The sequence below is a fragment of the Nocardioides immobilis genome, assembly GCF_003515065.1.
Taxonomy (GTDB): Bacteria; Actinomycetota; Actinomycetes; order Propionibacteriales; family Nocardioidaceae; genus Nocardioides; species Nocardioides immobilis.
The window spans coordinates 53,661-75,361 of record NZ_QXGH01000029.1 but is presented as its reverse complement, the minus strand read 5'-3'; the positions used below and the strand labels follow the sequence as shown (position 1 = coordinate 75,361).

19 protein-coding genes are annotated in these 21,701 nt (G+C 70.9%); 5 read left to right on the top strand and 14 right to left on the bottom strand.

Going from position 1 to position 21,701, the window contains the following annotated elements; genetic code table 11:
* Window positions 1-233: 233 nt before the first annotated feature.
* Genes D0Z08_RS22765 through rsmI form a run of 3 tightly spaced genes read right to left on the bottom strand, consistent with a single transcriptional unit; the run spans window position 234 to window position 2,762 of the window.
* Window positions 234-1,088, bottom strand: coding sequence for a TatD family hydrolase (locus tag D0Z08_RS22765; protein WP_118927569.1), 855 nt, complete (start codon window positions 1,086-1,088; stop codon window positions 234-236).
* The gene (locus D0Z08_RS22760; RefSeq protein ID WP_118927568.1) at window positions 1,085-1,927 is read right to left on the bottom strand and encodes an alpha/beta fold hydrolase; all 843 of its coding nucleotides are present in this window, start codon (window positions 1,925-1,927) and stop codon (window positions 1,085-1,087) included. The genes D0Z08_RS22765 and D0Z08_RS22760 overlap by 4 nt, the downstream gene beginning before the upstream one ends.
* Window positions 1,917-2,762 (bottom strand): 16S rRNA (cytidine(1402)-2'-O)-methyltransferase, encoded by an 846-nt coding sequence (rsmI, locus tag D0Z08_RS22755; protein WP_245994320.1) that lies wholly within the window; start codon window positions 2,760-2,762, stop codon window positions 1,917-1,919. The genes D0Z08_RS22760 and rsmI overlap by 11 nt, the downstream gene beginning before the upstream one ends.
* 58 nt (window positions 2,763-2,820) lie before the next feature.
* Here rsmI and D0Z08_RS22750 point away from each other — a divergent pair, with 58 nt between their 5' ends.
* Window positions 2,821-4,644, top strand: a complete 1,824-nt coding sequence (locus D0Z08_RS22750; protein ID WP_182481441.1) for a dolichyl-phosphate-mannose--protein mannosyltransferase — start codon at window positions 2,821-2,823, stop codon at window positions 4,642-4,644.
* Between the two features lie 2 nt (window positions 4,645-4,646).
* The gene (locus D0Z08_RS22745; protein WP_147381512.1) at window positions 4,647-5,162 is read left to right on the top strand and encodes a hypothetical protein; all 516 of its coding nucleotides are present in this window, start codon (window positions 4,647-4,649) and stop codon (window positions 5,160-5,162) included.
* Window positions 5,163-5,189: 27 nt separating this feature from the next.
* On the opposite strand, the gene D0Z08_RS22740 is transcribed toward D0Z08_RS22745, so the two are convergent.
* The 3 genes from D0Z08_RS22740 to D0Z08_RS22730 all read right to left on the bottom strand — a co-directional run bounded on the left by D0Z08_RS22740 (window position 5,190) and on the right by D0Z08_RS22730 (window position 7,006).
* Window positions 5,190-5,459, bottom strand: coding sequence for a DUF7218 family protein (locus tag D0Z08_RS22740; RefSeq protein ID WP_118927565.1), 270 nt, complete (start codon window positions 5,457-5,459; stop codon window positions 5,190-5,192).
* Between the two features lie 93 nt (window positions 5,460-5,552).
* Window positions 5,553-6,056 (bottom strand): DUF6328 family protein, encoded by a 504-nt coding sequence (locus D0Z08_RS22735; protein ID WP_245994318.1) that lies wholly within the window; start codon window positions 6,054-6,056, stop codon window positions 5,553-5,555.
* An 89-nt stretch (window positions 6,057-6,145) separates the two neighbouring features.
* A complete protein-coding gene (locus D0Z08_RS22730; protein WP_118927564.1) occupies window positions 6,146-7,006 on the bottom strand; it encodes an SDR family oxidoreductase in 861 nt (286 codons plus the stop codon).
* A gap of 126 nt (window positions 7,007-7,132) precedes the next feature.
* On the opposite strand from D0Z08_RS22730, the gene D0Z08_RS22725 reads away from it, so the two are divergent.
* Window positions 7,133-7,393 carry a hypothetical protein gene (locus D0Z08_RS22725; RefSeq protein ID WP_118927563.1) on the top strand — a complete coding sequence of 87 codons (261 nt, stop codon included), beginning with the start codon at window positions 7,133-7,135 and terminating at the stop codon, window positions 7,391-7,393.
* A gap of 196 nt (window positions 7,394-7,589) precedes the next feature.
* Here the strand turns inward: D0Z08_RS22725 and D0Z08_RS22720 are convergent, their stop codons facing one another.
* On the bottom strand, window positions 7,590-8,318 hold the full coding sequence (locus D0Z08_RS22720) for a PAS and ANTAR domain-containing protein (RefSeq protein WP_118927562.1): 729 nt from the start codon (window positions 8,316-8,318) through the stop codon (window positions 7,590-7,592).
* A gap of 163 nt (window positions 8,319-8,481) precedes the next feature.
* Here D0Z08_RS22720 and D0Z08_RS22715 point away from each other — a divergent pair, with 163 nt between their 5' ends.
* A complete protein-coding gene (locus tag D0Z08_RS22715) occupies window positions 8,482-9,666 on the top strand; it encodes an alcohol dehydrogenase catalytic domain-containing protein (protein ID WP_118927561.1) in 1,185 nt (394 codons plus the stop codon).
* A 53-nt stretch (window positions 9,667-9,719) separates the two neighbouring features.
* On the opposite strand, the gene D0Z08_RS22710 is transcribed toward D0Z08_RS22715, so the two are convergent.
* The 6 genes from D0Z08_RS22710 to D0Z08_RS22685 all read right to left on the bottom strand — a co-directional run bounded on the left by D0Z08_RS22710 (window position 9,720) and on the right by D0Z08_RS22685 (window position 17,672).
* Window positions 9,720-10,562: a sigma-70 family RNA polymerase sigma factor gene (locus D0Z08_RS22710; RefSeq protein ID WP_245994316.1), complete on the bottom strand. Its 843-nt coding sequence runs from the start codon at window positions 10,560-10,562 to the stop codon at window positions 9,720-9,722.
* Window positions 10,563-10,673: 111 nt separating this feature from the next.
* Window positions 10,674-11,345 carry a hypothetical protein gene (locus D0Z08_RS22705; RefSeq protein ID WP_147381511.1) on the bottom strand — a complete coding sequence of 224 codons (672 nt, stop codon included), beginning with the start codon at window positions 11,343-11,345 and terminating at the stop codon, window positions 10,674-10,676.
* A gap of 227 nt (window positions 11,346-11,572) precedes the next feature.
* Window positions 11,573-13,783 carry a catalase/peroxidase HPI gene (gene katG / locus D0Z08_RS22700; protein ID WP_118927558.1) on the bottom strand — a complete coding sequence of 737 codons (2,211 nt, stop codon included), beginning with the start codon at window positions 13,781-13,783 and terminating at the stop codon, window positions 11,573-11,575.
* A gap of 41 nt (window positions 13,784-13,824) precedes the next feature.
* On the bottom strand, window positions 13,825-14,226 hold the full coding sequence (locus D0Z08_RS22695; protein ID WP_281271768.1) for a Fur family transcriptional regulator: 402 nt from the start codon (window positions 14,224-14,226) through the stop codon (window positions 13,825-13,827).
* A 171-nt stretch (window positions 14,227-14,397) separates the two neighbouring features.
* Window positions 14,398-16,971, bottom strand: coding sequence for a DUF4153 domain-containing protein (locus tag D0Z08_RS22690; protein WP_118927557.1), 2,574 nt, complete (start codon window positions 16,969-16,971; stop codon window positions 14,398-14,400).
* Complete coding sequence (locus D0Z08_RS22685; RefSeq protein WP_118927556.1) at window positions 16,968-17,672, bottom strand: response regulator transcription factor; 705 nt, start codon at window positions 17,670-17,672, stop codon at window positions 16,968-16,970. The genes D0Z08_RS22690 and D0Z08_RS22685 overlap by 4 nt, the downstream gene beginning before the upstream one ends.
* Before the next feature lie 175 nt (window positions 17,673-17,847).
* Between D0Z08_RS22685 and D0Z08_RS22680 the strand changes: the two genes are divergently transcribed.
* Complete coding sequence (locus D0Z08_RS22680) at window positions 17,848-19,950, top strand: M36 family metallopeptidase (RefSeq protein ID WP_118927555.1); 2,103 nt, start codon at window positions 17,848-17,850, stop codon at window positions 19,948-19,950.
* 194 nt (window positions 19,951-20,144) lie between these two features.
* Here the strand turns inward: D0Z08_RS22680 and D0Z08_RS22675 are convergent, their stop codons facing one another.
* Complete coding sequence (locus D0Z08_RS22675; RefSeq protein ID WP_118927554.1) at window positions 20,145-21,563, bottom strand: HNH endonuclease signature motif containing protein; 1,419 nt, start codon at window positions 21,561-21,563, stop codon at window positions 20,145-20,147.
* Window positions 21,564-21,701 lie beyond the last annotated feature (138 nt).

The following is a 21,701-nucleotide window of genomic DNA, read 5'->3' as shown; positions in this document are numbered from 1 at the left end:
GTGAGGCGGCTCCCTCGTCGTACCTCATACGTACGGCGGACGGTGCCGATGCTGGTCGATGGTGCTACCCGATCCCGGCTATCTGGCATCTACCAGAACAAAAGCAAGCACCCCAACGCAAACTCGCGGACCCCCTTCCGCGCTCAGAGCGTGACTCGAGTCACCCCGATGGCGCCACTTCCACCCCACTTGTCACACGAGTTTGCTAACTTTAGTTAGCACAGTGCGAGGCGCTACCAAGCACCGCCGAAGGCCCGCTCGGTGTTGGCGTCGATCGCCGCGCACAGCTCGGCGAGGTCGTCTCCGCGCACCTCGGCCATGGTCCGCACCGTCAACGGCACCAGGTACGACGCGTTGGTGCGGCCGCGGTACGGGTGCGGCGTGAGGTACGGCGCGTCGGTCTCGACGAGCACCCGGTCCTGCGGCGTCACGACGAGCGCGTTGCGCAGCGGAGCCGCGTTCTTGAAGGTCACCGTGCCGGCGAAGGACAGGTAGGCGCCCCGGTCGAGGCACGCCCGGGCGAACGCGGCGTCACCGGAGAAGCAGTGCATCACCCACCGCTCGGGCGCCCCCTCGGCGTCGAGGACGTCGAGCACCGCGTCGTGCGCGTCGCGGTCGTGGATCACGAGCGTCTTGTCGAGCCGTTTGGCCAGGTCGATGTGCGCGGCGAAGGACTCGACCTGCGCGGCGCGCCCCTCCGGACCGGTGCGGAAGTGGTCGAGACCGGTCTCCCCCACCGCCCGCACCCGCGGATGGGCGGCGGCCAGCTCGCTGATCGCCTCGAGCGCGCGGTCGAGCCCACCGGCGGCGGCGAGCCGCGGCGCCTCGTTGGGGTGCAGCGCCACACCGGCGACGATCTCCGGATGGGCCTGCGCCGCCTCGACCGCCCAGGTCGCACGCCGCAGGTCGCAGCCGATCTGCACGATCCGCCGTACGCCGACGGCGACGGCCGCGTCGATCGCCTCCCGGACGTCCCACGCGGAGCTGTCGGGCCCGCCGCGAGCGATGTCGAGGTGGCAGTGGTTGTCGACCACCGGGTGCGGGAGGGGCTCGGGGACCGGCGGGCGGTCGTGGGGAGCGTCGCTCACCCGCGCACCCGCCGCAGGATCGCGTCGGCGAGCACGTCGGGCTCCTGGGTCGGGATCCAGTGCGAGGTGCCCTCCAGCACCACCAGCTCGAACGACGCGTCGACCCACTCGCCGCTGTGCTCGGCGCCCCACCGCCCGAGCGCCACGTCCTTCGTGCTCCACACCATCGTGGTCGGCGCCGAGACCCGGAACCGGAGCACCCTCGGGTCGGTGAGGAACATCGCGCGGTAGCACCCGATCGACGTCGACAGCGCACCGTCCTCGACGATCTCCCGCCGGAACCGGGCGACGTCCTCGCGGGACATCCCGCCCTTGAGGAGCTGGACGTCGAACCACTCCGCGCGGCGGGTGGCGACCAGCTCGGGCAGGAACGGCAGCTGGAAGAGCAGCATGTAGTAGGACTTCTTCAGCTGGTCGGACTTCACCATCGCCTTCATCATCGCCGCCGGGTGCGGCACCGAGACGGCGGTGAGCGTGCGCACCCTCTCCGGGCGGTGGCCCGCCACCGCCCACGCGACCGCAGCGCCCCAGTCGTGGCCGACCACGTGGGCACTGCCTCCGACCTCGTCGATCAGCGCTGCGACGTCCTCGATGAGGACGGGCAGCCGGTAGTCCCGGCGCCGCTTCGGCCGGGCTCCCGGCGCGAACCCGCGCCGGTCCATCGCCAAGGTGCGGTAGCCGGCGGTGTTCAGGATCGGCGCGACGTGCCGCCAGACGGTTGCCCGCTCGGGCCACCCGTGCAGGAGGACGACGGGTTCGCCGTCCATCGGTCCCTCGTCGAGTACGTCGAACACCAGCCCGTCGCGCTCGACCGAACAGATCCGCTGGTCAGTCCTCATCCACATGCACCACCTGATAGACCTCCCGCTTCGGGAGTCCCGCTTGCTTGGCCACTGCGGCGATCGCGTCCTTGCGGGTCAACCCGTCGTCGACGAGTGCGTCGACCGCGGTTCGCAGGCTAGCGGCGTCGGTGTCGACGGCGCTGTGAGGCGCGGCACCCGCCACCACGATCGTCACCTCGCCGCGGACGCCGTCGGAGGCCCACTCGGCCAGCTCACCGACCGCGCCCCGGCGTACCTCCTCGTAGGTCTTCGTCAGCTCCCGGCAGACCGCCGCCGGCCGGTCGTCGCCGAATGCCCCCGCCATGGCCGACAGGGCAGCGCCCGTGCGGTGCGGCGCCTCGAAGAACACCATCGTCCGCGGCTCCGCCGCCAGCTCGGCGAGCCGGCGCGACCGCTCGCCGCCCTTGCGCGGCAGGAAGCCCTCGAAGCAGAACCGGTCCACCGGCAGGCCCGAGACCGCCAGCGCCGTCAGGACCGCGCTCGGCCCGGGCACGGCGGTGACCCGGATGTCCGCCTCGACCGCGGCTGCCACCAGGCGGTAGCCCGGGTCGGACACCGACGGCATGCCGGCGTCGGTCACCAGGACGACCCGCTCGCCGTTCTCCAGCGCCTCGAGCAGCTGCGGCGTACGGGCCGACTCGTTGCCCTCGAAGTAGGACACGATCCGCCCGCCGACCTCGATGCCGAGGTCCGCTGCCAGCCGGCGCAACCGCCGGGTGTCCTCCGCGGCCACGACATCGGCCCCCGCGAGCTCCTCGGCCAACCGCGGCGGCGCGTCGGTCACCCTGCCGATCGGCGTCGCCGCCAGCACCAGCACGCCCGGAGAGGTCACCCGTCGATCATTGCAGGGACCGTCGCGGGCTACGGGGAGGACCGTAGAGTTCTGGCTCGTGACCGCCGCCGACCAGCAGCCCACCCGACGGTGGACCGGGCTGTCGCGGACCGCCGAAGGCCGGCCGGTGCCGTCGGCGGCCGAGCGGGCGCGTGGCTACCTGGTCGGGCTCCGGCCCAGTGACCGGGCGGTCGGCTGGCTGGCGCCGATCGCGGTCACGCTGGTGGCGTTCGCGCTGCGGATGTACCACCTCGGTACGCCGAACCGGTTCGCGTTCGACGAGACGTACTACGCCAAGGACGCCTGGTCGCTCCTCCACAACGGCTACGCGCAGACCTACCTGTCCGACGTCGACGGCGACACCGGCAACAAGATCGACGACGACATCCTCGCCGGCCACACGCAGGACGTGTGGACCGGCGACCCGTCGATGGCGGTGCACCCCGAGGTCGGCAAGTGGCTGATCGCCCTCGGCGAGAAGGCGTTCGGGATGGACCCGTTCGGCTGGCGGATCGCCTCCGCCGTCGTCGGCGCCCTGATGGTGCTGGTGATCTGCCGGCTGCTGCGGCGGATGACCGGCTCCACGGTGCTCGGGTGCATCGCCGGCCTGTTGCTGATGTTCGACGGCCTGCACTTCGTCCTGTCCCGGCTGGCCCTGCTCGACATCTTCTTCGCGTTCTTCCTGCTCTGCGCGGTGCACTGCCTCGTCGCCGACCGCGACCACTTCCGCCGCCGGCTGGCCAGACGGGTCGCCGACGATGCCGACGACGCCTCGACAAGCTCGGCGAGCGGGCGTGGGTGGGGACCGGTCCGGTCCGTGCTGTTCCGGCCGTGGCTGCTCGCCGCCGGTGCCAGCTTCGGGCTGGCGGCGGGCGTCAAGTGGGCCGCGGTCTATCCCCTCGCGGCGTTCGGGCTCCTGGTCTGGATCTGGTGCGCGGGAGCGCGCCGCAGCTTCGGCGTCCGCTGGCCGATCCTGAAGTCGGCACTGGTCGACGGCATCCCCGCGTTCGTGCACCTCGTGATCGTCGGGACGTTGGTCTACATCGCGACGTGGGGCGGCTGGCTGGCGAACGCCGGCGAGTACGAGGAGCACCTCAGCGCCACTCAGTACCGGCAGTACACCGGGCACGGCCACTGTGCCGAGGACGACGACTCCTACGTGGCCACCGACCTCGACCACGACAAGCACTGGCCGACCAGGAACGAGAAGGACGCGAGCGGGATCGGCGAGGCATGGCAGTCGCTGCGCTCGCTCTGGTACTACCACCAGGACGTCTACACGTTCCACACGCACTTCCTGAACTGCTCCGAGCACACCTACGCGTCGAAGCCGTCCAGCTGGCTGCTCATCAACCGACCCGTGGGTGTGGCGGTGACCAACGACATCCTGCCGCCGGACGCACCGGCCCCCGCCGACAACGAGGACCCGGTCCGCGACGAGGACTGCGACGCGCCCGAGGGCAGTGACTGCATCCGTCAGGTGCTGCTGATCGGGACGCCGATGATCTGGTGGGGCGGCTGCATCGCGCTGATGTTCGCCGTCGTGATGTGGCTGGGCTCGCGCGACTGGAGGTACGGCGTCGCCGTGGTCGGCACGCTGTCGACCTGGCTGCCGTGGATGCAGTACGACGACCGGCCGATCTTCTACTTCTACGCGATCGGCATCCTGCCCTTCATCGTGATGGCGCTGACCCTTGCCATCGGCACCCTGATCGGGCCGTCACGACTCCCGTCGACCCGTCGCACGGTCGGGGTGGTGGTGAGCGGGGCGTTCGTCGTACTCGTGCTGGTGAACTACGCCTGGTTCTGGCCGATCTGGACCAACGGGCTGCTGACCAGCAGCGAGTGGCTGGACCGGATCTGGTTCTCGAGATGGGTGTGACGATGTCCCGGACACAGCTCGCCGGAATGGCGCTGGTCGCTGCCCTGGTCGCTGTTGCCGCGTTCCTGCTGGTCCGCGGCTACGGCGACGACCCTCCGGACGAGGGCAGCGCTGCCGATCCCACCTCCAGCGCTCCGCCGGTCGCGTCCGACGAGGCGTGGTGCACGGGCTGGGAGAACCTCGTCGCCGTCCAGGGCCAGTACGTCAGCAGCCCGTCCGCCGAGACCGCGTCGATGCTGCTCGCCGTGGTCGCTGACCTGCGGTCTCTCGGCGTACCCGAGAGCCTCGACCCGTCGGGCTACAGGGAGCTGAACGCCGTGCTCGACGACGTGCAGGCGAGCGTCGACCCGTCGTTCACGCCCTCGGTGGTGCCATCAGAGCCGGCGGACGTGCAGGTCGAAGGTGACGAGCACGAGGACGAGCACGAGGACGAGCACGGTGACGACCACGAGGACCACGGCGCGGACGCGGGCGAGGCTCCGTTCGGAGCCTGGTTGGCGGAGTACTGCCAACGGTGACGGCCGGATCCGCAAGCTGCTGGCGGGTCAGTGGTTGCGGAGCGCGTTGATGAGCTCGTCCTTGCGCATGTCGGACCGACCCTCGATGCCGATCTCGGCCGCCCGCTTGCGCAGCTTGTCGACGGTCCAGTCGTCGTAGTCGCCGGCCTTCCCACCCCGGCGGCCGATGGTCTCCTCCCCCTCGGCCGCCTGTGCGTTGGCGATCCGCGCGGCCTTCTCCTTGCTCGCGCCGTCGCGCCGCAGCGCTTCGTAGGTCTCGTTGTCCTTGATGCTGGGTCCGTGCTTGCCGCCGGGCATGTGCTCGTCCTCCTCGTCTCGAACGACGCCGGATCGGTACCCACCGATCAGTCGGTCAACGCGGCGACGAGGCGGACCAGCACCGCACGGCGCTCATCGCCGTGCCAGGAGGGGAACGCCCAGCCACAGCCCGACGAACAGGGCGAGCACGATCAGGGACGCAACCACCGCGGCGGTGGTGCCGACCACGACGTCGAAGACCAGCAGGACGACCGCGGCCGAGACCAGGCCGAGAGCGGCCAGGCCGAGGCGGGCGCACACGTTGGACGCCTTGACCAACCACGGTCGCTGCTGCTTCCGGAACAGCACCCGGTGGAACGACACGGGCGCCACGATCAGGCAGGTCGTCAGGACCGAGCCGACGAGCAGCCCCAGGTAGACGGTCCGCTGGCGGTCGTCGAGGGCGGTGAACCGGTCCGTGAACGGGACGGTCAGCAGGAAGCCGGTCAGGATCTGGACACCGGTCTGCATGACCCGCAGCTCCTGGAGCAGCTCGTTCCAGTTGCGGGTGATCTGCTCCGCCGACTTCTCCTCGTCGGAGGATCGTTCTGAAGATTCTGTGGCTGCCGCGTGCCGGCGTACGTACGCAGCAGCCACAGAACCTCGGTCCGACGGCGCGCCGGGATCGGGGGGGTCCGGCGCCGTCATGGCACCGAGGTACCCACTGCCCGCGCGCACATTCCCACCTAGAAGACCGGCTTGCCGCCGGTCACCCCGAGCACGGTCCCGGAGACGTACGACGCATCGGCCGGCGAGGCCAGGAAGACGAAGGCGGGCGCCACCTCAGCGGGGCGTCCGGCCCGGCCGAGCGGGGTGTCGGCGCCGAACCGCTCGATCTTCTCCGGCTCCTGGGTGGCGGGCTGGAGCGGCGTCCAGATCGGCCCGGGCGCGACCGCGTTGACGCGGATCCCGTCGGAGCCGAGCTGGGCGGCGAGGTTGACGGTGAAGTTGTTGATGGCCGCCTTGGTCGCGGCGTAGTCGAGCAGGCTCGGGGACGGCTCGTACGCCTGGATCGAGGTGTTGTTGATGATGCAGCCGGGCCCCTTCCTCAGGTGCGGCACCGCTGCCCGGCACAGCCAGATCAAGGCGTAGAGGTTGGTCTTGAAGGTGCGGTCGATCCGCTCGTCGTCGTACTCCTCGATCGAGTGGTCGCGTGCCATCTGGAAGCCGGCGTTGTTGACGAGGATGTCGATACCGCCGAGCTCCGCGGCGGTGCGGCTGACGGCCTCGTCGCACGCGCTGCGCTCGCAGAGGTCGAGCGGCAGGGGCAGCGCCTTCTGGCCGGCGTCCCGGACGAGGGTCGCGGTCGCGTCGGCGTCCTCCTGCTCCTCGGGGAGGTAGGTGAACGCGACATCAGCGCCCTCGCGGGCGAACGCGATCGCCACCGCGCGCCCGATCCCGGAGTCGCCTCCGGTGACCAGCGCGACCTTGTCCACGAGCCGGCCGTGGCCGACGTAGCTCTGCTCGCCGTGGTCCGGCTCCGGGCGCATCGCGCCGGTGAGGCCGGGCGGCTCCTGCTGCTGTGCGGGGAACTCGACATCGCTCATGGAACGCCGGTACCCCGGGCCCTAATTCTCACCCGTCGGCCCTGCACCGGGATGCGCCCGGGAAGGCGGGGTACCGCCTCCACGAACAGAAGAGCGCTCAAGATCCGAAGGAGAGGAGGGTCCCCCATGACCACCTTCAATCCTGATGTCACCGACGCCGGTCTGGTCGACGCAGGGAAGGTGACGGGCACCCGGGACCGCGACTACGACCTCGTCTGGTTCCTCCAGGCCTGCTTGTCCAACGCGTTGCGGCTCGAGCAGTACCTGGCTGATGCCGAGGCGGACAACGACGACCAGCTCATCGAGCTGTTCACCAAGGCCCAGATCGACAGCAAGAAGGGCGCAGCACTCGCCAAGGAGCTGCTGCGCGATCGGCTGTCAGCATGACCACCTTGCGGTCGAGCAACAGACCGCTGATGGTCGCGGGGTTCGTGGTCATCCTGCTGGTCGTGCTGGCCACCCTATGGCTGGTGGGAGCCGTGCTGAGCTGAGGCCCGAAACTGCAGTGAGGTGCGGCTCCCACCTCTCCCTCTGCGTCAGCAGAGGGTTCGGCGGTCGACCGTCCCGGCCGGCGGAGTCCTGATCAGGATCCGTCGTTGTTGGCGCTGGGGCGGTCGGCCGGCCGCCCGGTCGCGAGGTCGTGGATGAGAGCGTCGAGCATCGACCGAAGACCCGGGTGGCTGACGTGGCCCGTCCGGGCGATCTCGATCAGGCGCTCGGCGATCTCGCGCACCTTGACGTTGCGGTTGCGGGACCACCAGCGCAGCATCGCGAACGCCGCGTCGGGGTCGAGCCCGTAGCCGAGCATCAGGATGCCCTTGGCCTGTTCGATCGACTCACGGGCCGCCGCAGAGGCGGCGACCGCTGCGTCAGCCGCCGCGGCGTTCTCCGCCGCGAACTCCGGAGTCAGGTCGAGGTAGTAGCCGACCAGCTGCTCCACCAAACCGTTGGCGTCGCGGATGCCCTCGCCCACCACGACGACCCGACGCTCGGCACCCTTGGCCCGGATCCGGTAGTAGAGGTTGAAGGGCTCGCCGCTGGCGATCGCCTCCTTGAACGTCTGCAGGACCCGGTCACGGTCGCCGTCGTGCTTGTGCAGGAGGAACAGCTCCGTGGTCGGTTCGACCTCCCCCGGCTCGTAGCCGTGAATCGCGAAGACGTCGTCGTCCCACTCCCAGGTGTCGTTGCGTACGTCGTACGCGAACCGTCCCGTCTGCCGTACGTCGTCGTCGGCGAACGGATGGACCACGACCTCGGGCGTGCCCTCGAGACTCTCCTCCCGGCGCACCGCAGGTGCCTCACCGCTTGTCATCCCCGCCTCCTCTGTCGACCGCTCACGACCGTATGTCGTCCTACCACACGGGTATCGAAACCAGACCCCGAGGAGGCCGACCGTTGAGGCGCCGACCCACCCTGCGAATTCCTATCATCTCCAACGGCCGAGGGTCACGGCAAGACACTCCCGAGGAGGAAAGATGAAGGCAGTGACCTGGCAGGGCCGCCGCAAGGTGACGGTCGAGGAGGTCCCGGACCCGACCCTCCTGCGGCGGGACGACGTCATCGTCGAGGTGACGTCGACCGGGCTCTGCGGCTCCGACCTGCATCTCTACGATCCGCTCGCGCCGTTCATGGAACCGGGGGACATCGTGGGCCACGAGCCGATGGGGGTGGTCGCCGAGGTCGGTCCCGAGGTACGGACGCTCGCCCCCGGCGACCGGGTCGTCGTACCTTTCAACCTCAGCTGCGGCACCTGCTGGATGTGCGCCCAGGGCCTCCAGAGCCAGTGCGAGACCACGCAGAACGTGGAGCACGGCACCGGCGCCAGCCTGTTCGGCTACAGCAAGCTGTACGGCGCAGTGCCCGGCGGCCAGGCCGAGCTGCTCCGCGTCCCGTTCGCCGACCAGCTGCCGATCAAGGTCCCGCACGGCCCTCCGGACGACCGGTTCCTCTTCCTCTCCGACGTGCTCCCGACGGCGTGGCAGGCGGTGGAGTACGCCGATGTCCGGTACGGCGACACCCTCCTCGTGCTCGGCGCCGGACCGATCGGTGACATGTCCGCACGGATCGCGATCCAGCGCGGCTGTCGGGTGCTGGTCGCCGACCCGGTCTCCGAGCGGCTGAGCCGGGTGGCGGCGTTCGGCGCGGAGACGATTCCGATGATCAGCCCGGACGACCGGGTGCTGGACATCGTCCTGACGGTGACGAACGGTCGTGGCGCCGACGCGGTCATCGACGCGGTGGGGATGGAGGCGCACGGCTCGCCGGTCATCGAAGGGATCAGCAACGTGATCAGCCTGTTCCCGGACGCGATCGGCGAGCCGATCCTCCGCAAGTCCGGCGTCGACCGGCTGGCCGCGCTGCACCTGGCGCTCGACGCCGTCCGCAGAGGCGGCACGGTCTCGGTGGCCGGCGTCTACGGCGGCTCCATGGATCCGATGCCCCTCATGGAGATGTTCGACAAGCAGGTCCAGCTGCGAATGGGGCAGGCCAACGTCCGCGCGTGGTCCGACGACATCCTCGAGCTGCTGCTCGACGACGAGGACCCGCTCGGCGTCGAGCAGTTCGCGACCCACCACCTGCCGTTGACGGACGCGCCCGCCGCCTACCGCGACTTCCGCGACAAGCGGAACGGCATGGTCAAGGTCGTCTTCCAGCCCTAGGAGTACCCGGCCAGGAGGGGTAGCAAGGTCCTGGCCGGGTACCCGGGTGCCGGTCAGGCCGCCTTCACCGGACGACGCTGACCCGTGATGCTGCGCCGAAGGTCAGTCAGGATCCGCTGCAGGAGCCGCGAGACCTGGACCTGCGTCACGCCGAGCTCGTCGGCGATCTGCTGCTGGGTCTTCTGCTCGAAGAACCTCATCTCGAGGATCTGACGGTCACGCCGCTTGAGTCGACGGCACGCCGGCCCGAGGACGGCCACCGCCTCGGCACGCTGGAAGCCGAACTCCTCGCTCGGCAGTCGTTCGATCCAGGCGAAGTCACCGTCGCCGGGCCGGCTCTCGTTCAGCGAGTCCGGTGACGCGCAGGTGACCGACTCGTGCGCCTCGAGGACGTCCTCCGTCGAGCAGCCGACGTACTCGGCGACCTCACTCGGCCGGGGCGGGCGCCCGAGCTGCTGGGTCAGCTCCTCCTCGGCCTCGCTCAGGCGCGGCCGGAGCTCCTGGATCCGTCGCGGTGGGCGCACCGTCCAGGTGACGTCCCGGAAGTAGCGCTTGAGCTCACCGAGGATGCTCGGCACGGCGAAGACGAGGAGGTCGTCGCCACGAGCGGGGTCGTAGGCGCGTACCGCCTTGGTGAGCGCGAGGCAGGCGACCTGCTCGAGCTCCTCGATCGGCTGCCCGCGGTTGCGGTAGCGGGACGCGAGGGCATGGGCGACCGGGATGTTGAGCAGGATCACCTCGTCGAGGATCGCCTGCCGCTCGTCCCCCTCGCACTCGGCGGCTTGAGCGATCAGCTCGGCCGTCCGCCGCTTGCGATCGGGGGGCTCGGCCTGAGCCGAGCTGGGAATGGGTTCAACGGAGCGATGAGCAGGCTCCATAAGGGTGGCGTTAGACATGTCTCTGACTCCAAGGTCAAGAGCAGTCGTGGCGGTTGGCTGGGCCACGCAATACGTCTGGCCGACATGTACCCCGTGGGGAAAGGCGTCAAACCTGACGCTGCTTCGAACTTAGCGCAGATCCGTGGGCTCTGCGAGGGTGCGGGGCCGGTCACGGGGCTCCGCCCAGGTGATGGTCCCGGTCACGCGGACCTCGCTGACGACCGACGCCATCGGTACGTCGAACGCGATCGACGCGCCGGTGGTGGCGACCCATGCTCCGTCGAGCGCGTCGTTGTCGAGGTAGAACGTGGACTCGCCGCCGCGGGCGTCGGGGCTCAGGTGGAAGTCGTCGACCTCCCACCACTCCACCTCGTCGCTCTCGGCGCGGCGGCGCAGGTCGTCCAGGGGGTAGAGACCCGGGCCGACGTGGCCGGGAATGGCGATCGAGAACGAGGTCAGCTGGGTGCGGCCCAGGGCAACCGGGACGATCGCCTCGACCCGCGCGATCAGCCACGACATCGGCACCGGCTCGCCGTCGACCGGGCTGAGGTCGCCAGGCCGCTCCTCGCTCACCTCGCAGGGCAGCTCGACGGTGATGGTCCCCTCGACGTCGCCGCAGATGGTCAGGCTCAGGGTGGCCTTGGAGAGCTCCTGGAGCCGCGCGCGACGCTCCGCCGCGTCCTCGACCCAGAGGTCGGGGGCAGCGTCGAGCTCGCTCGACCACCGGTCGAGGAGCTCGTTGTCCTCGGCCGAGGTTCGCATCAGCGGCTCTGCCGCCGCAGCGGCTTGGTTCCAGCTCATTAGCGCCCCTTAGACCCCGTCGCCCGAACTGCACGGCAGCGTGCCGACACCCGAGAGCGTAGGGGGTACGGACTGCTCCATGGCGAGATTTCGTAGGTCAACCGATTCGTGTCGATCTCACTTCTGAAAAGCACCTGTTCGTCTCCCGCAGCCGCATTCTGCCACTGATTGCGTCGACCCGCCGCCGGGCCGGCGGCGGGTCGACGGGGGCGACATGCCCAGTTCGATCAGACGTCGAACCGGTCGGCGTCCATCACCTTGGCCCAGGCAGCGACGAAATCGGCCACGAACTTCGCCTGTGCGTCGTCACTCGCGTAGACCTCGGCGAGCGCGCGGAGCTGGGAGTTCGAGCCGAACACCAGGTCGACCGCGGTCGCCGTACGGGTGACGTCACCGGAGGTCCGGTCCCGGCCCTCGTAGACGTGCTCCTGCGACTCCGACGCCTTCCACTCCACGCTCATGTCGAGCAGGTTCGCGAAGAAGTCGGCGGTGAGCGCGCCCGGCCGGTCGGTGAAGACGCCGTGCCCGGTCTGCCCGTAGTTGGCGCCGAGCACCCGCAGGCCGCCGACGAGCGCCGTCGTCTCCGGCGCCGACAGGCCGAGCATGTAGGCACGGTCGACGAGCAACGTCTCCGGCGGCAGCTTCTCGCCGGGCCGGACGTAGTTGCGGAACCCGTCGGCCCGCGGCTCTAGCACCGCGAACGACTCGACGTCGGTCTGCTCCTGCGAAGCGTCCGTGCGGCCGGGACGGAACGGCACCGTGATGTCGACGCCGCCGTCCTTGGCGGCCTTCTCGACGGCTGCGGCGCCGGCCAGGACGATCAGGTCGGCCAGCGAGATCTGCTTGCCGCCGGACTGAGCCTCGTTGAACTCCTGCTGGACCTGCTCCAGCGTCTGCAGGACAGTGGCGAGGTCGGCCGGGTTGTTGACGTCCCAGTCCTTCTGCGGCGCGAGCCGGATCCGTGCACCGTTGGCGCCACCGCGCTTGTCGGTGGTGCGGAAGCTCGCAGCCGAGGCCCAGGCCGTCGAGACCAGCTGGGTGACCGTGAGGCCGCTGTCGAGCACCTTCGCCTTGAGGGCGGCCACGTCGGCGTCGTCGACCAGCTCGTGGTCGACCGCGGGGACCGGGTCCTGCCAGATCTGCGGCTCCGGGACCCACGGGCCCAGGTAGCGCTCGACCGGACCCATGTCGCGGTGGAGCAGCTTGTACCAAGCCTTCGCGAACGCGAGCCGGAACTCCTCGGGGTTCTCGTGGAAGCGCCGCGAGATCGGCTCGTAGATCGGGTCGTAGCGCAGCGCCAGGTCGGAGGTGAGCATCGTCGGCAGCCGCTTCGGCGAGTCGGCGGCGGGGCCCGGGATGATCTCCTCGGCGTCCTTGGCGACCCACTGGTTCGCACCGGCGGGGCTCTTGGTCAGCTCCCAATCGTGGCCGAAGAGCATGTCGAAGAAGGTGTTGTCCCACTTCGTCGGCGTCGGCGTCCAGGTGACCTCCAGACCGCTGGTGATGGCGTCCGCACCCTTGCCGCTGCCGTGCTCGCTCTTCCAGCCGAAGCCCTGCGCCTCGAGCGGCGCGCCCTCGGGCTCCACACCGACGAGGTCGGCGTCGCCGGCACCGTGGGTCTTGCCGAAGGTGTGGCCGCCGGCGATCAGCGCGACGGTCTCCTCGTCGTTCATCGCCATCCGGCGGAACGTCTCCCGGATGTCGCGGCCGGAGGCCAGGATGTCGGGGTTGCCGCCCGGACCCTCGGGGTTGACGTAGATCAGGCCCATCTGGACGGCACCGAGCGGCTCGGCCAGCTCGCGGTCACCGCTGTAGCGCTCGTCGCCGAGCCAGGTGTCCTCGGAACCCCAGAAGATCTCCTCGGGCTCCCACACGTCCTCGCGGCCGAAGCCGAAGCCGAACGTCTCGAAGCCCATGTCCTCCAGCGCGACGTTGCCGGCGAGGACCAGCAGGTCGGCCCACGAGATCTGCTGGCCGTACTTCTTCTTGACCGGCCACAGGAGGCGGCGGGCCTTGTCCAGGTTGCCGTTGTCGGGCCAGCTGTTGAGCGGCGCGAACCGCTGGTCGCCCGAGCCTGCGCCGCCGCGGCCGTCGTAGATGCGGTAGGTGCCGGCCGCGTGCCAGCTCAGCCGGATCATCAGGCCGCCGTAGTGGCCGAAGTCCGCCGGCCACCAGTCCTGCGAGGTGTTGAGGACCTCGACGATGTCGCGCTTGAGCGCCTCGACGTCGAGGTCGCCGAACGCCGCGGCGTAGTCGAAGTCCTCACCGAGCGGGTTCGACGCCGGCGAGTGCTGGTGGAGCACCGACAGGTCCAGCTGGTTCGGCCACCAGTCCTTGTTGCTGCGCGGCGAGTGGGCCTTCGGGGTCGGCGAGTCGAGGGCGGGGTTCTCGCTCTCGCTGCCTTCGCTGGTCACGCCGTGTTCGACGGGGCAGTTCATGGGGAAACCTTTCGGACTAGCTGGTGGGGCGGGGATATCGGTCAGGGTCGTGCGGTGGAGCAGTCGGGGCAGCTGCCCCAGTAGATGACCTCGGCCTCGTCGATGACGAAGCCGTGGTCGTCGGCCGCGGTCAGGCACGGGACCTCGCCGACGGCGCAGTCGACGTCGGCGATGGCGCCGCAGGTGCGACAGACGACATGGTGGTGGTTGTCGCCGACGCGCGCCTCGTAGCGCGCCACCGATCCGGACGGCTGGATCCGACGGACCAGCCCGACCGCGGTGAGCGCGCGGAGCACGTCGTACACGGCCTGGTGGGAGACGTCTCCCTCCTCGGCCCGGACCGCGCCGATGATGGCGTCGGTGTCGGCGTGCGGAAGCCCGTGCACGGCCCCGAGTACCGCGACGCGGGGCCGGGTCACGCGCAGGTCGGCACCACGAAGCATCTGCTCGTAGTCGGCTGCCGTGGTCACGTTCCCGAACATACTCGCTTTCTTGAATGAGTCAAGTTTATCGACGGCAGGAATCCCCGGCCGACCGGGGAAACTTGCACTTGTCGGGCGTTGCATTGCCTGACAAGCGCACGAATCCCCGGTCGACCGGGGATCCCTGCACCACTACGAGGTCTGCCCGGGACAGTCCGTGCGTTGCTGCCACGTCCGCTCGTGCTCGTCGGCGAAGTCGGCGGCGCGGGCGCGGCCGAGGTTCCACTCGAGCCAGTCGTCCTCGCCGTGCTCGGCGCGGGCGCCGAGGTCGATCGCGCACTCCTCGAGGTCGTCGGGCAGGTCGGTCAGCACCGGGAGCGCGTCGTCGGAGAGACCGGCGAGGTAGTCCCAGTCGATCTTGCCGGTGTCGTCGTACCGCTCGATGTTGTGCCGGGCGATCCACGCGTCGGGGTTGATCGCGGCCAGGCCGAGCAGCGCCACCACGCCCGTCAGCAGCCCGAACCGCGGCAGCCAGGCGGCCCGCAGCGAGAGCCCCCCGGCCATCGTGGCGAGCACCAGCAGGCCCAGCCAGCCCTCGAACACGTCGACCAGCAGCCGGAGCCGGGTGAAGCCGTAGGCGTCCTGGTAGACGCTCATCCGGTAGAGGGCGGAGGCGACGACGACGAGGGTGGCGGCGCACAGCGGGCCGAGCGAACCGCGGATCCAGGCGCGGTCGGCCGGCGTCTCGCGGGGTGCCTTGCGGCTGGCTGCCCAGGTCACCAGCAGGGTCAGCGCGGTGGCGACCGTGAGCTGGCCGAAGCCTTGGTGGACGTACTCCGCGTAGGTCAGGCCGGTCGTCCGCTCGAGGTAGGCGTGGCCGCCGAAGATGACTGCCGCCTGCGCCACCAGGAAGAGGACGAAGACGGCGTCGACGACGAGCACCGGCGCGAGCCACTCGAACCGGTGGGCGACCGGACGCTGCTGGCGGACACCGCGGTCCGTCGTCGGCGGGTTGAGGGCGAGGTAGCCGCCGGCCAGCACGACCCCTCCGACGAAGAACGCGACGAACACGCGCAGCGCGAAGTCCTCCGAACCGACGTCGGGCACCACCGCCCCGACCCACTCGGCGAACAGCGCGTCGGCGGACGCGAACAGCAGGGCGAAGACAGCGAGCCCGATCGCCGAGAGCAGCACCGTGCGCAGCAGGGCCGCCCCGCTGCCGAGGCCGGTGAGGATGCGGATCGTGCGCCCCAGCCAGGGCAGGCCACGCAGGCCGGCCAGCGGCCAGGCGATCACGGACACGACGAACGCCGGCACGGTGCGGCCGCGGACCAGCCCGACCGCGCAGAGCCCGCCGCCGGCCAGCAGGCAGAGGACGGCGATCCACTCCGCGTCCCGGATCACCACGACTGAGGCGAGGGCCAGGCACAGCGCGGCGCAGGTCAGGGTGAACGGGTCGCGCCGGTGCCGGCTCGCCGCCATCACCAGCCCGCCCGCGGCCAGCAGGACGACGAACACACCGAGCCCGAGGTCGCGGAAGGGAAGCACGATCCCGGCCAGCACCCCGACGCCGAGTGCGCCGAGGAGCACCCGGACGTTGCCGGGAAGTGCCCGCTCGGGCCAGAAGTCGCCGAACGTCGCGTCGGTGATCGACGCACCGGCCGGTGGCGCGGGACGTACGGCGACCGGTGCGGTGGGCTGGGTCACGGGAGGTTCCTCTCGGGTCTGCGGGACGTGGGGCGGGCGGGACGGTGCAGGGACGAGCGGGAGATCCGCGCGGACCCGGGCACCGGAGCCGCCCGGTCCGGGGTCCACGAAGCCGATCGACCCGCCGTGCAGGTCGGTGACCCAGCGGGCGATCGCGAGGCCGAGCCCGGTACCCCCGCCGCCGCTCTCGGCACTGACCTCGCTGAGGGTGCCGAACCGCTCGAACGCGCGATCCCGGTGCTCGGGCGCGACCCCCGGCCCTTGGTCGGAGACCTCGAGCAGCCAGCGGCCCGAGTCGGCGCGCGCGCTGACGGAGACGACGCCGCCCGGCGGGCTGTGCCGGGACGCGTTGTCGAGCAGGTTGGCGACGAGCTGGCGCAGCCGGGCCGGGTCGCCCTCGGCCGACAGGTCGGGCGGGTCGACGCGGACGTCGTACGTCACGTCCCGGCCGCCCACGCGCGACTCGGCGACGGCGGCGTCGAGCAGCCGCCGTACGTCGACCGTCTCGCGCGCCAATGGCGCCTTGCCGGCGTCGACCCGGGAGAGGTCGAGCAGGTCGCCGACCAGACCGGCCATCCGCTCACCCTGGTCGAGCGCGGCGCGGAGGGTGGCCGGGTCGGGGTCGGCGACGCCGTCGGCGAGGTTCTCGAGGACCGCGTTGAGGGCGGTGATGGGCGTACGGAGCTCGTGGCTCACGTTGGCGACCAGCTCACGGCGCTGCCGGTCGACCGCGGCGAGCTCCTCGGCCATCCGGTTGAACGCGTCGGCGAGCTCGCCCACCTCGTCGCGCGAGGTCGCCGTCACCCGGACGTCGTGGTCGCCGGCGGCCATCCGCCGTGCGGCGGTCGTCATCTCGCGCAGTGGCGAGGTCATGCCGACCGCGAGCAGCTGGGTGACCGCGAGCGCGAGCGCGACGGTGACCGGGATGCTGAGCCAGACCGGCACTCCCCCGGCCTCTCCGATCGTCGCGACGACGACTGCGACGAGCACGCTGGCGGCGACGAGGAGGCCGAGCTTGACCTTGACCGAGCGGACCGGGTCGAGGACGCGGACGCTCACGGTCGGGCGCCGGTCTCGAGCGCGTAGCCGACGCCGTGCACGGTGCGCACCCGGTCGGCCCCGATCTTGGCGCGCAGCGCCTTGATGTGGCTGTCGACCGTGCGGGTGCCGGAGGCGCCGGGCCAGCCCCACACCTCGGCCAGCAGCCGGTCGCGGGTCAGGACGGTGCCGGGCTCGCCGGCCAGGCAGATCAGCAGGTCGAACTCCGTCGGCGTCAGGTGCACCTCGTCGGTGCCGACCCAGACCCGGCGGGCTCCCGCGTCGATCCGGAGATCGCCCAGGACCGTGCTGCCAGCGGGACCCGCCGCCAGTGCGAGCTCGGCGGCACGGTCGACCCGGCGCAGCAGGGCCGCGACCCGGGCCACCAGCTCCCGCATCCGGAACGGCTTGGTCACGTAGTCGTCCGCGCCGACGCCCAGCCCGACGAGGATGTCGGTCTCGTCGTCGCGGGCGGTGAGCATCAGCACCGGCACCGGCCGCACCGCCTGGATCCGGCGGCACACCTCGTGCCCGTCGAACCCGGGCAGCATCACGTCGAGTACGACGAGGTCCGGCTCGTGCTCGGCGAAGGCCTGCACGGCGGCGGGTCCGTCGTACGCCTGCGCGACGTCGTACCCCTCCGCCGTCAGGCGGTCGGTGACAGCCCCGTTGATCACGGGCTCGTCCTCGACGACGAGGATCCGGCGGGGCTGGTCGGTCATGCTCCTGAGCGTAGGAGCGCGGCTGGTCGGGAAGGCCGGACGACTCGTGAAGATCCTGTGCAGGTTGCTGCCGGTACGGCGGGCGACCGCCCCCGAAGCTGGCCCCTGCAAACCGTGGTGCAGACGCGAACTGCGGGTCTAACGTGAGTCGTTGGTTCGTCCCCGAGGAGCTCCCATGCGCACCCACCTCATCCCCACGCGCTCTCGCCTCGCCGGACTGGCTGCGGCCGTCCTCGCCGCCACCGTCCTCGCCGTCACCCCGACGGCTGAGGGGCAGACCGCCCCCAGGCCCGTCGACGCCCGGCATCGCGTCCACTGGGCCGACGGCAAGGCCCTCGGACGGGCCGGACTGCCGCCGAGCCGGGCGGTCAAGCAGTACCTCGACAGCGGGGCCGGCGACACCCTCCGTCCGACCTCCCGCGCCTGGACCGTCCGCGGGGTCACCTACCTCCGGATGGAGCAGTACGTCGCGGGGCTGCGCGTCGCGGGCAGCGACGCCAAGGCGGCGTTCGACGCCAGGGGCCGGCTGGTCAGCCTGGTCGAGAACACGGTCCGGGCGACGGACCCCCGTGCGGCATCCGCCAGCGAGGGCGACGCGCTGCGTGCCGCCGTACGGTCGCTCTATCCGGGTGGGTCGCCGCGCTGGCTGCAGGCACCGTCCGTCGAGAAGGTCGCCCTGCCGATGAGCGACGGGCGCCTCTCCGAGGGCTACGTCGTGCTCACGTGGGACGCCGACAACCAGCTCTTCGAGACCGTGGTGGCCGGCAACGGCTCCGTGGTCCGCAGCGAGTCCCGCACCTCGTCCGAGGGTTACAACGTCTTCCCGGAGCACCCGGACGAGACCCCGCAGACCGTGGTGACCGACCCGGCCGACCCGGCCGCGTCACCGGACGGTTGGCTCGTCGGTGACCAGTGGAGCAACCACATCAGCGGCAACAACGCCCACGCCTACATCGACGCCGACAACGACGACGCGCCCGACCCGAACGACGAGGTCGAGGCGGACGGCGTCTTCGACACGGCGTTCGACGCGACGACGCAGCCCACGGCCGGCGACAACCCGGACGTCGCGGTGCAGAACCTCTTCTACTTCAACAACCTGATCCACGACACGCTGTACCGCGCCGGCTTCACCGAGGCGGCCGGAAACTTCCAGAACGACACCTTCGGCAACGGGGGCACTGGCGGCGACGCCGTCGAGGCGCAGGCCCAGGACGGCGGTGGCACCGACAACGCCAACTTCGCGACGCCGCCGGACGGCCAGCCCGGCCGGATGCAGATGTACCTGTGGACGCCGCCGGGTGGCTACGACGTCATCCAGAACGGCGTGACCTACTCGGGCGCGCCCGCGTCGTTCGGTGCGCAGCTCGACACGACCGGCGTGACCGGACCACTGGCAGTGGCCGACGACGGCGTCGGCACTGGGTCCGACGGCTGCGAGGCGCTGCCAGCCGTCGCGGCCGGCACCGTGGTCCTGGTCGACCGCGGCACCTGCAACTTCTCGGTCAAGGCCGTCAACGTGCAGCGTGCCGGCGGCTCGGCAATGCTGGTCGTCAACAACGTGCCCGGTCCCGCCGTACCCATGGGCGGCGGCAAGGGCGGTCGCATCAAGATCCCGTCGCTGATGGTCAGCCAGGACGACGGCGCGGTGCTCCGCGCCGGCGCGCCCGCAGCCACGACCCTGCGACTGTCGCCGACTCCTCCGCCGTTCAAGGACGGCGACCTCGACTCCGACATCATCTGGCACGAGTACGGACACGGCCTGACCTGGCGCATGATCGGCTCGATGAGCGGACCGATGTCCGGTGCCATCGGTGAGGGCATGGCCGACGTGCTCTCGGTGATCACGGGCGACGACCCGGTCGTCGCGGAGTACCCGTTCAGCGATGCCGGCGGCATCCGTCGCTTCTCCTACGAGGGCTATCCGAACACGTACGCCGACGTCACCGGCACCGAGGTCCACGACGACGGCGAGCTGTACGGCGCCATCGGGTGGGACCTCTGGAAGGCGTACAAGGCCGCTTCGCTGGGGCAGGACGACATCCTGGCCGACCTCGTCGGCGGCATGAACTTCACGCCGGCCGGCCCGAACTTCGAGCAGATGCGGGACGGCATCCTGATGGGCCTCACGGCCTCTGGCAACGACGCCCGGGCCTGCATGGTCTGGCGCTCCTTCGCCAAGTACGGCGTCGGCGTCGGCGCCACCAGCCGGGTCCGTGGTCCGAACATCACGGCCACCGAGTCGTTTGCCGTGCCGCCGGAGTGTGCGGCTCCGTAGCGGCGGCGGGTGGCCGCCCGGGCCGGGCCGTTGAGCTTTCGAGGGAGGCGTGGTCGCCGTCGTCGTTGGTTGCGGCACTTGGTCGCGCGCCGGGGAGGGCGCGGCGAGGCCTGGGGTGCTCGCTGGGGTGGCGGCCCGAGCATGCCGATATCCCCGCCGGTGGAACCAGGTGGCGGGGTGTCGGGGCTCGGTGGCTACTCGTCGGGTGGGTCGGCCGGCGGCTCGGTCGGCTGGACCGGGTCGGCCGGCGGTTCGGTCGGCTGGGTGGTGCCGGGTCGGGGGGTGAGGTCGTAGGTGCCGGTGGGGTCGACCAGGTACAGCCCGCTGGGCAGGGTCCACAGGTAGGTGCCGGGTGAGAGGGTCCGGCAGGTCGCGAGTCCTGAGGTCTTGTACCGGTGGTGGCCTCGGCACTTCGGGTCGAGGTTGCACCGACACGTTGGTCCGCCCTGGGTGTGGGGGACGTTGTGGTCGAGGTCGCAGCGTTCGGCTGGCCTGGTGCAGTAGGGGTAGGTGCAGTGGTGGTCGGCCAGGGTGACCTGGCGGCGGATCCGGTCGGGGATCTCGTAGGAGTCGACCGGCTGGTGGCCGTTGAGGTCGATCACCGGCCGCACCAGCACGCTGGTGCCCGGGGTGCCCATCCATTCCTTGACCTGCTCCGGTGAGATCGGGGTGCGGGTGTTGGCGAACCGGCCGACCGCGCCATCGGCCGTGTGGCCGCTGGCGTCGTTGAGGTGGACGATCAGCTCGACCCTGCGGCCGGGGACGGTGCGGGTGATCTCCCCGGTGTCGGGGTCGACGACCTGGAGGTCGAGGGCGAGGTCGTGGCGGGCGATCTCCCCGAGCGCGGTCGCGCGGCGGACGTCGAGGGAGTCCTCGCAGCCGAGCTGGCCGAGCAGCTTCGCGCGGCGGGCGACCGCGGTCTCGAGGTCGAGGGCGTCGGCGATGTCGAGGGTGGCGGTGACCTCCGCGGTGCCGTCGAACCCGACCCGGTCGAGATCGATGTCGACGTGCCGGGTCTCCTGGGCCGCCGTGCGCTTCTCCTCCGCCGCGGCCGGGTCGTAGCTGACCAGGGCCTCCTCGACCAGCCGGTCGATCTGCGCCCAGGAGACCCCGTGGGCGATGGGCGCGAGCTGCCGGTCCACGAACCCCGCGGCATCGGCCGGGAGGGTGCGGGTGGACTCCGCGATCCGCAGTGCCTTCCACACCGGAACCCGGCCCTCGAGGACCCGGGCCCAGGTCTGGGGGAGCCGGTAGGCCAGCTCCACCACCTGACCGACGTAGGAGCGGCCGGAGTCCAGGGACCGGCCCAGCAGCGCGGAGAGCTCCATCACCGCGAAGTCACTGATCAACGGGGCACCGGGGCCGGCGACCGGGAGCCCGGTGTCCAGACCCCGCTCGGTGACCGTCGAAGCGTCGCCCTTGTCGGCCACGACGTGCTCGCCCGCCCACTCGGCCACCGCCCGCACGGTCGCGACCTCACGCTCAGCAACGACTGCTCGATGGTCACGGATCTCGGCCAGCAGCTCCCGCGAACGCGAGACCGCAGCACTCCCGACGGCCACGTCCGCCACCGCGGCGGAGAGGTCGAAGAGGGGTGCGGTCCCGAGATCCATACTGAACATTCAACACCCGACCACCGACACATCGAAACGCTCAGAACCCGCCTGTGGACAGGCGGTTCGTCAAGCTGGCCTGTGGACGAAAGGTGGGCTCGGCCTGACCTGCTCGGCAGGCGTCGGCTCGGCGGACGG

What these genes read in the sequence shown, in the direction of transcription:
- D0Z08_RS22710 (WP_245994316.1), bottom strand. Translation starts at nt 10,562, where the DNA reads ATGTCTAACGCCACCCTTATGGAGCCTGCTCATCGCTCCGTTGAACCC.
- D0Z08_RS22725 (WP_118927563.1), top strand. Translation starts at nt 7,133, where the DNA reads ATGACCACCTTCAATCCTGATGTCACCGACGCCGGTCTGGTCGACGCA.
- D0Z08_RS22745 (WP_147381512.1), top strand. Translation starts at nt 4,647, where the DNA reads ATGTCCCGGACACAGCTCGCCGGAATGGCGCTGGTCGCTGCCCTGGTC.
- D0Z08_RS22680 (WP_118927555.1), top strand. Translation starts at nt 17,848, where the DNA reads ATGCGCACCCACCTCATCCCCACGCGCTCTCGCCTCGCCGGACTGGCT.
- D0Z08_RS22715 (WP_118927561.1), top strand. Translation starts at nt 8,482, where the DNA reads ATGAAGGCAGTGACCTGGCAGGGCCGCCGCAAGGTGACGGTCGAGGAG.
- katG (WP_118927558.1), bottom strand. Translation starts at nt 13,783, where the DNA reads ATGAACTGCCCCGTCGAACACGGCGTGACCAGCGAAGGCAGCGAGAGC.
- D0Z08_RS22685 (WP_118927556.1), bottom strand. Translation starts at nt 17,672, where the DNA reads ATGACCGACCAGCCCCGCCGGATCCTCGTCGTCGAGGACGAGCCCGTG.
- D0Z08_RS22730 (WP_118927564.1), bottom strand. Translation starts at nt 7,006, where the DNA reads ATGAGCGATGTCGAGTTCCCCGCACAGCAGCAGGAGCCGCCCGGCCTC.
- D0Z08_RS22720 (WP_118927562.1), bottom strand. Translation starts at nt 8,318, where the DNA reads ATGACAAGCGGTGAGGCACCTGCGGTGCGCCGGGAGGAGAGTCTCGAG.
- D0Z08_RS22695 (WP_281271768.1), bottom strand. Translation starts at nt 14,226, where the DNA reads ATGCTTCGTGGTGCCGACCTGCGCGTGACCCGGCCCCGCGTCGCGGTA.
- D0Z08_RS22740 (WP_118927565.1), bottom strand. Translation starts at nt 5,459, where the DNA reads ATGCCCGGCGGCAAGCACGGACCCAGCATCAAGGACAACGAGACCTAC.
- D0Z08_RS22760 (WP_118927568.1), bottom strand. Translation starts at nt 1,927, where the DNA reads ATGAGGACTGACCAGCGGATCTGTTCGGTCGAGCGCGACGGGCTGGTG.
- D0Z08_RS22705 (WP_147381511.1), bottom strand. Translation starts at nt 11,345, where the DNA reads ATGAGCTGGAACCAAGCCGCTGCGGCGGCAGAGCCGCTGATGCGAACC.
- D0Z08_RS22675 (WP_118927554.1), bottom strand. Translation starts at nt 21,563, where the DNA reads ATGGATCTCGGGACCGCACCCCTCTTCGACCTCTCCGCCGCGGTGGCG.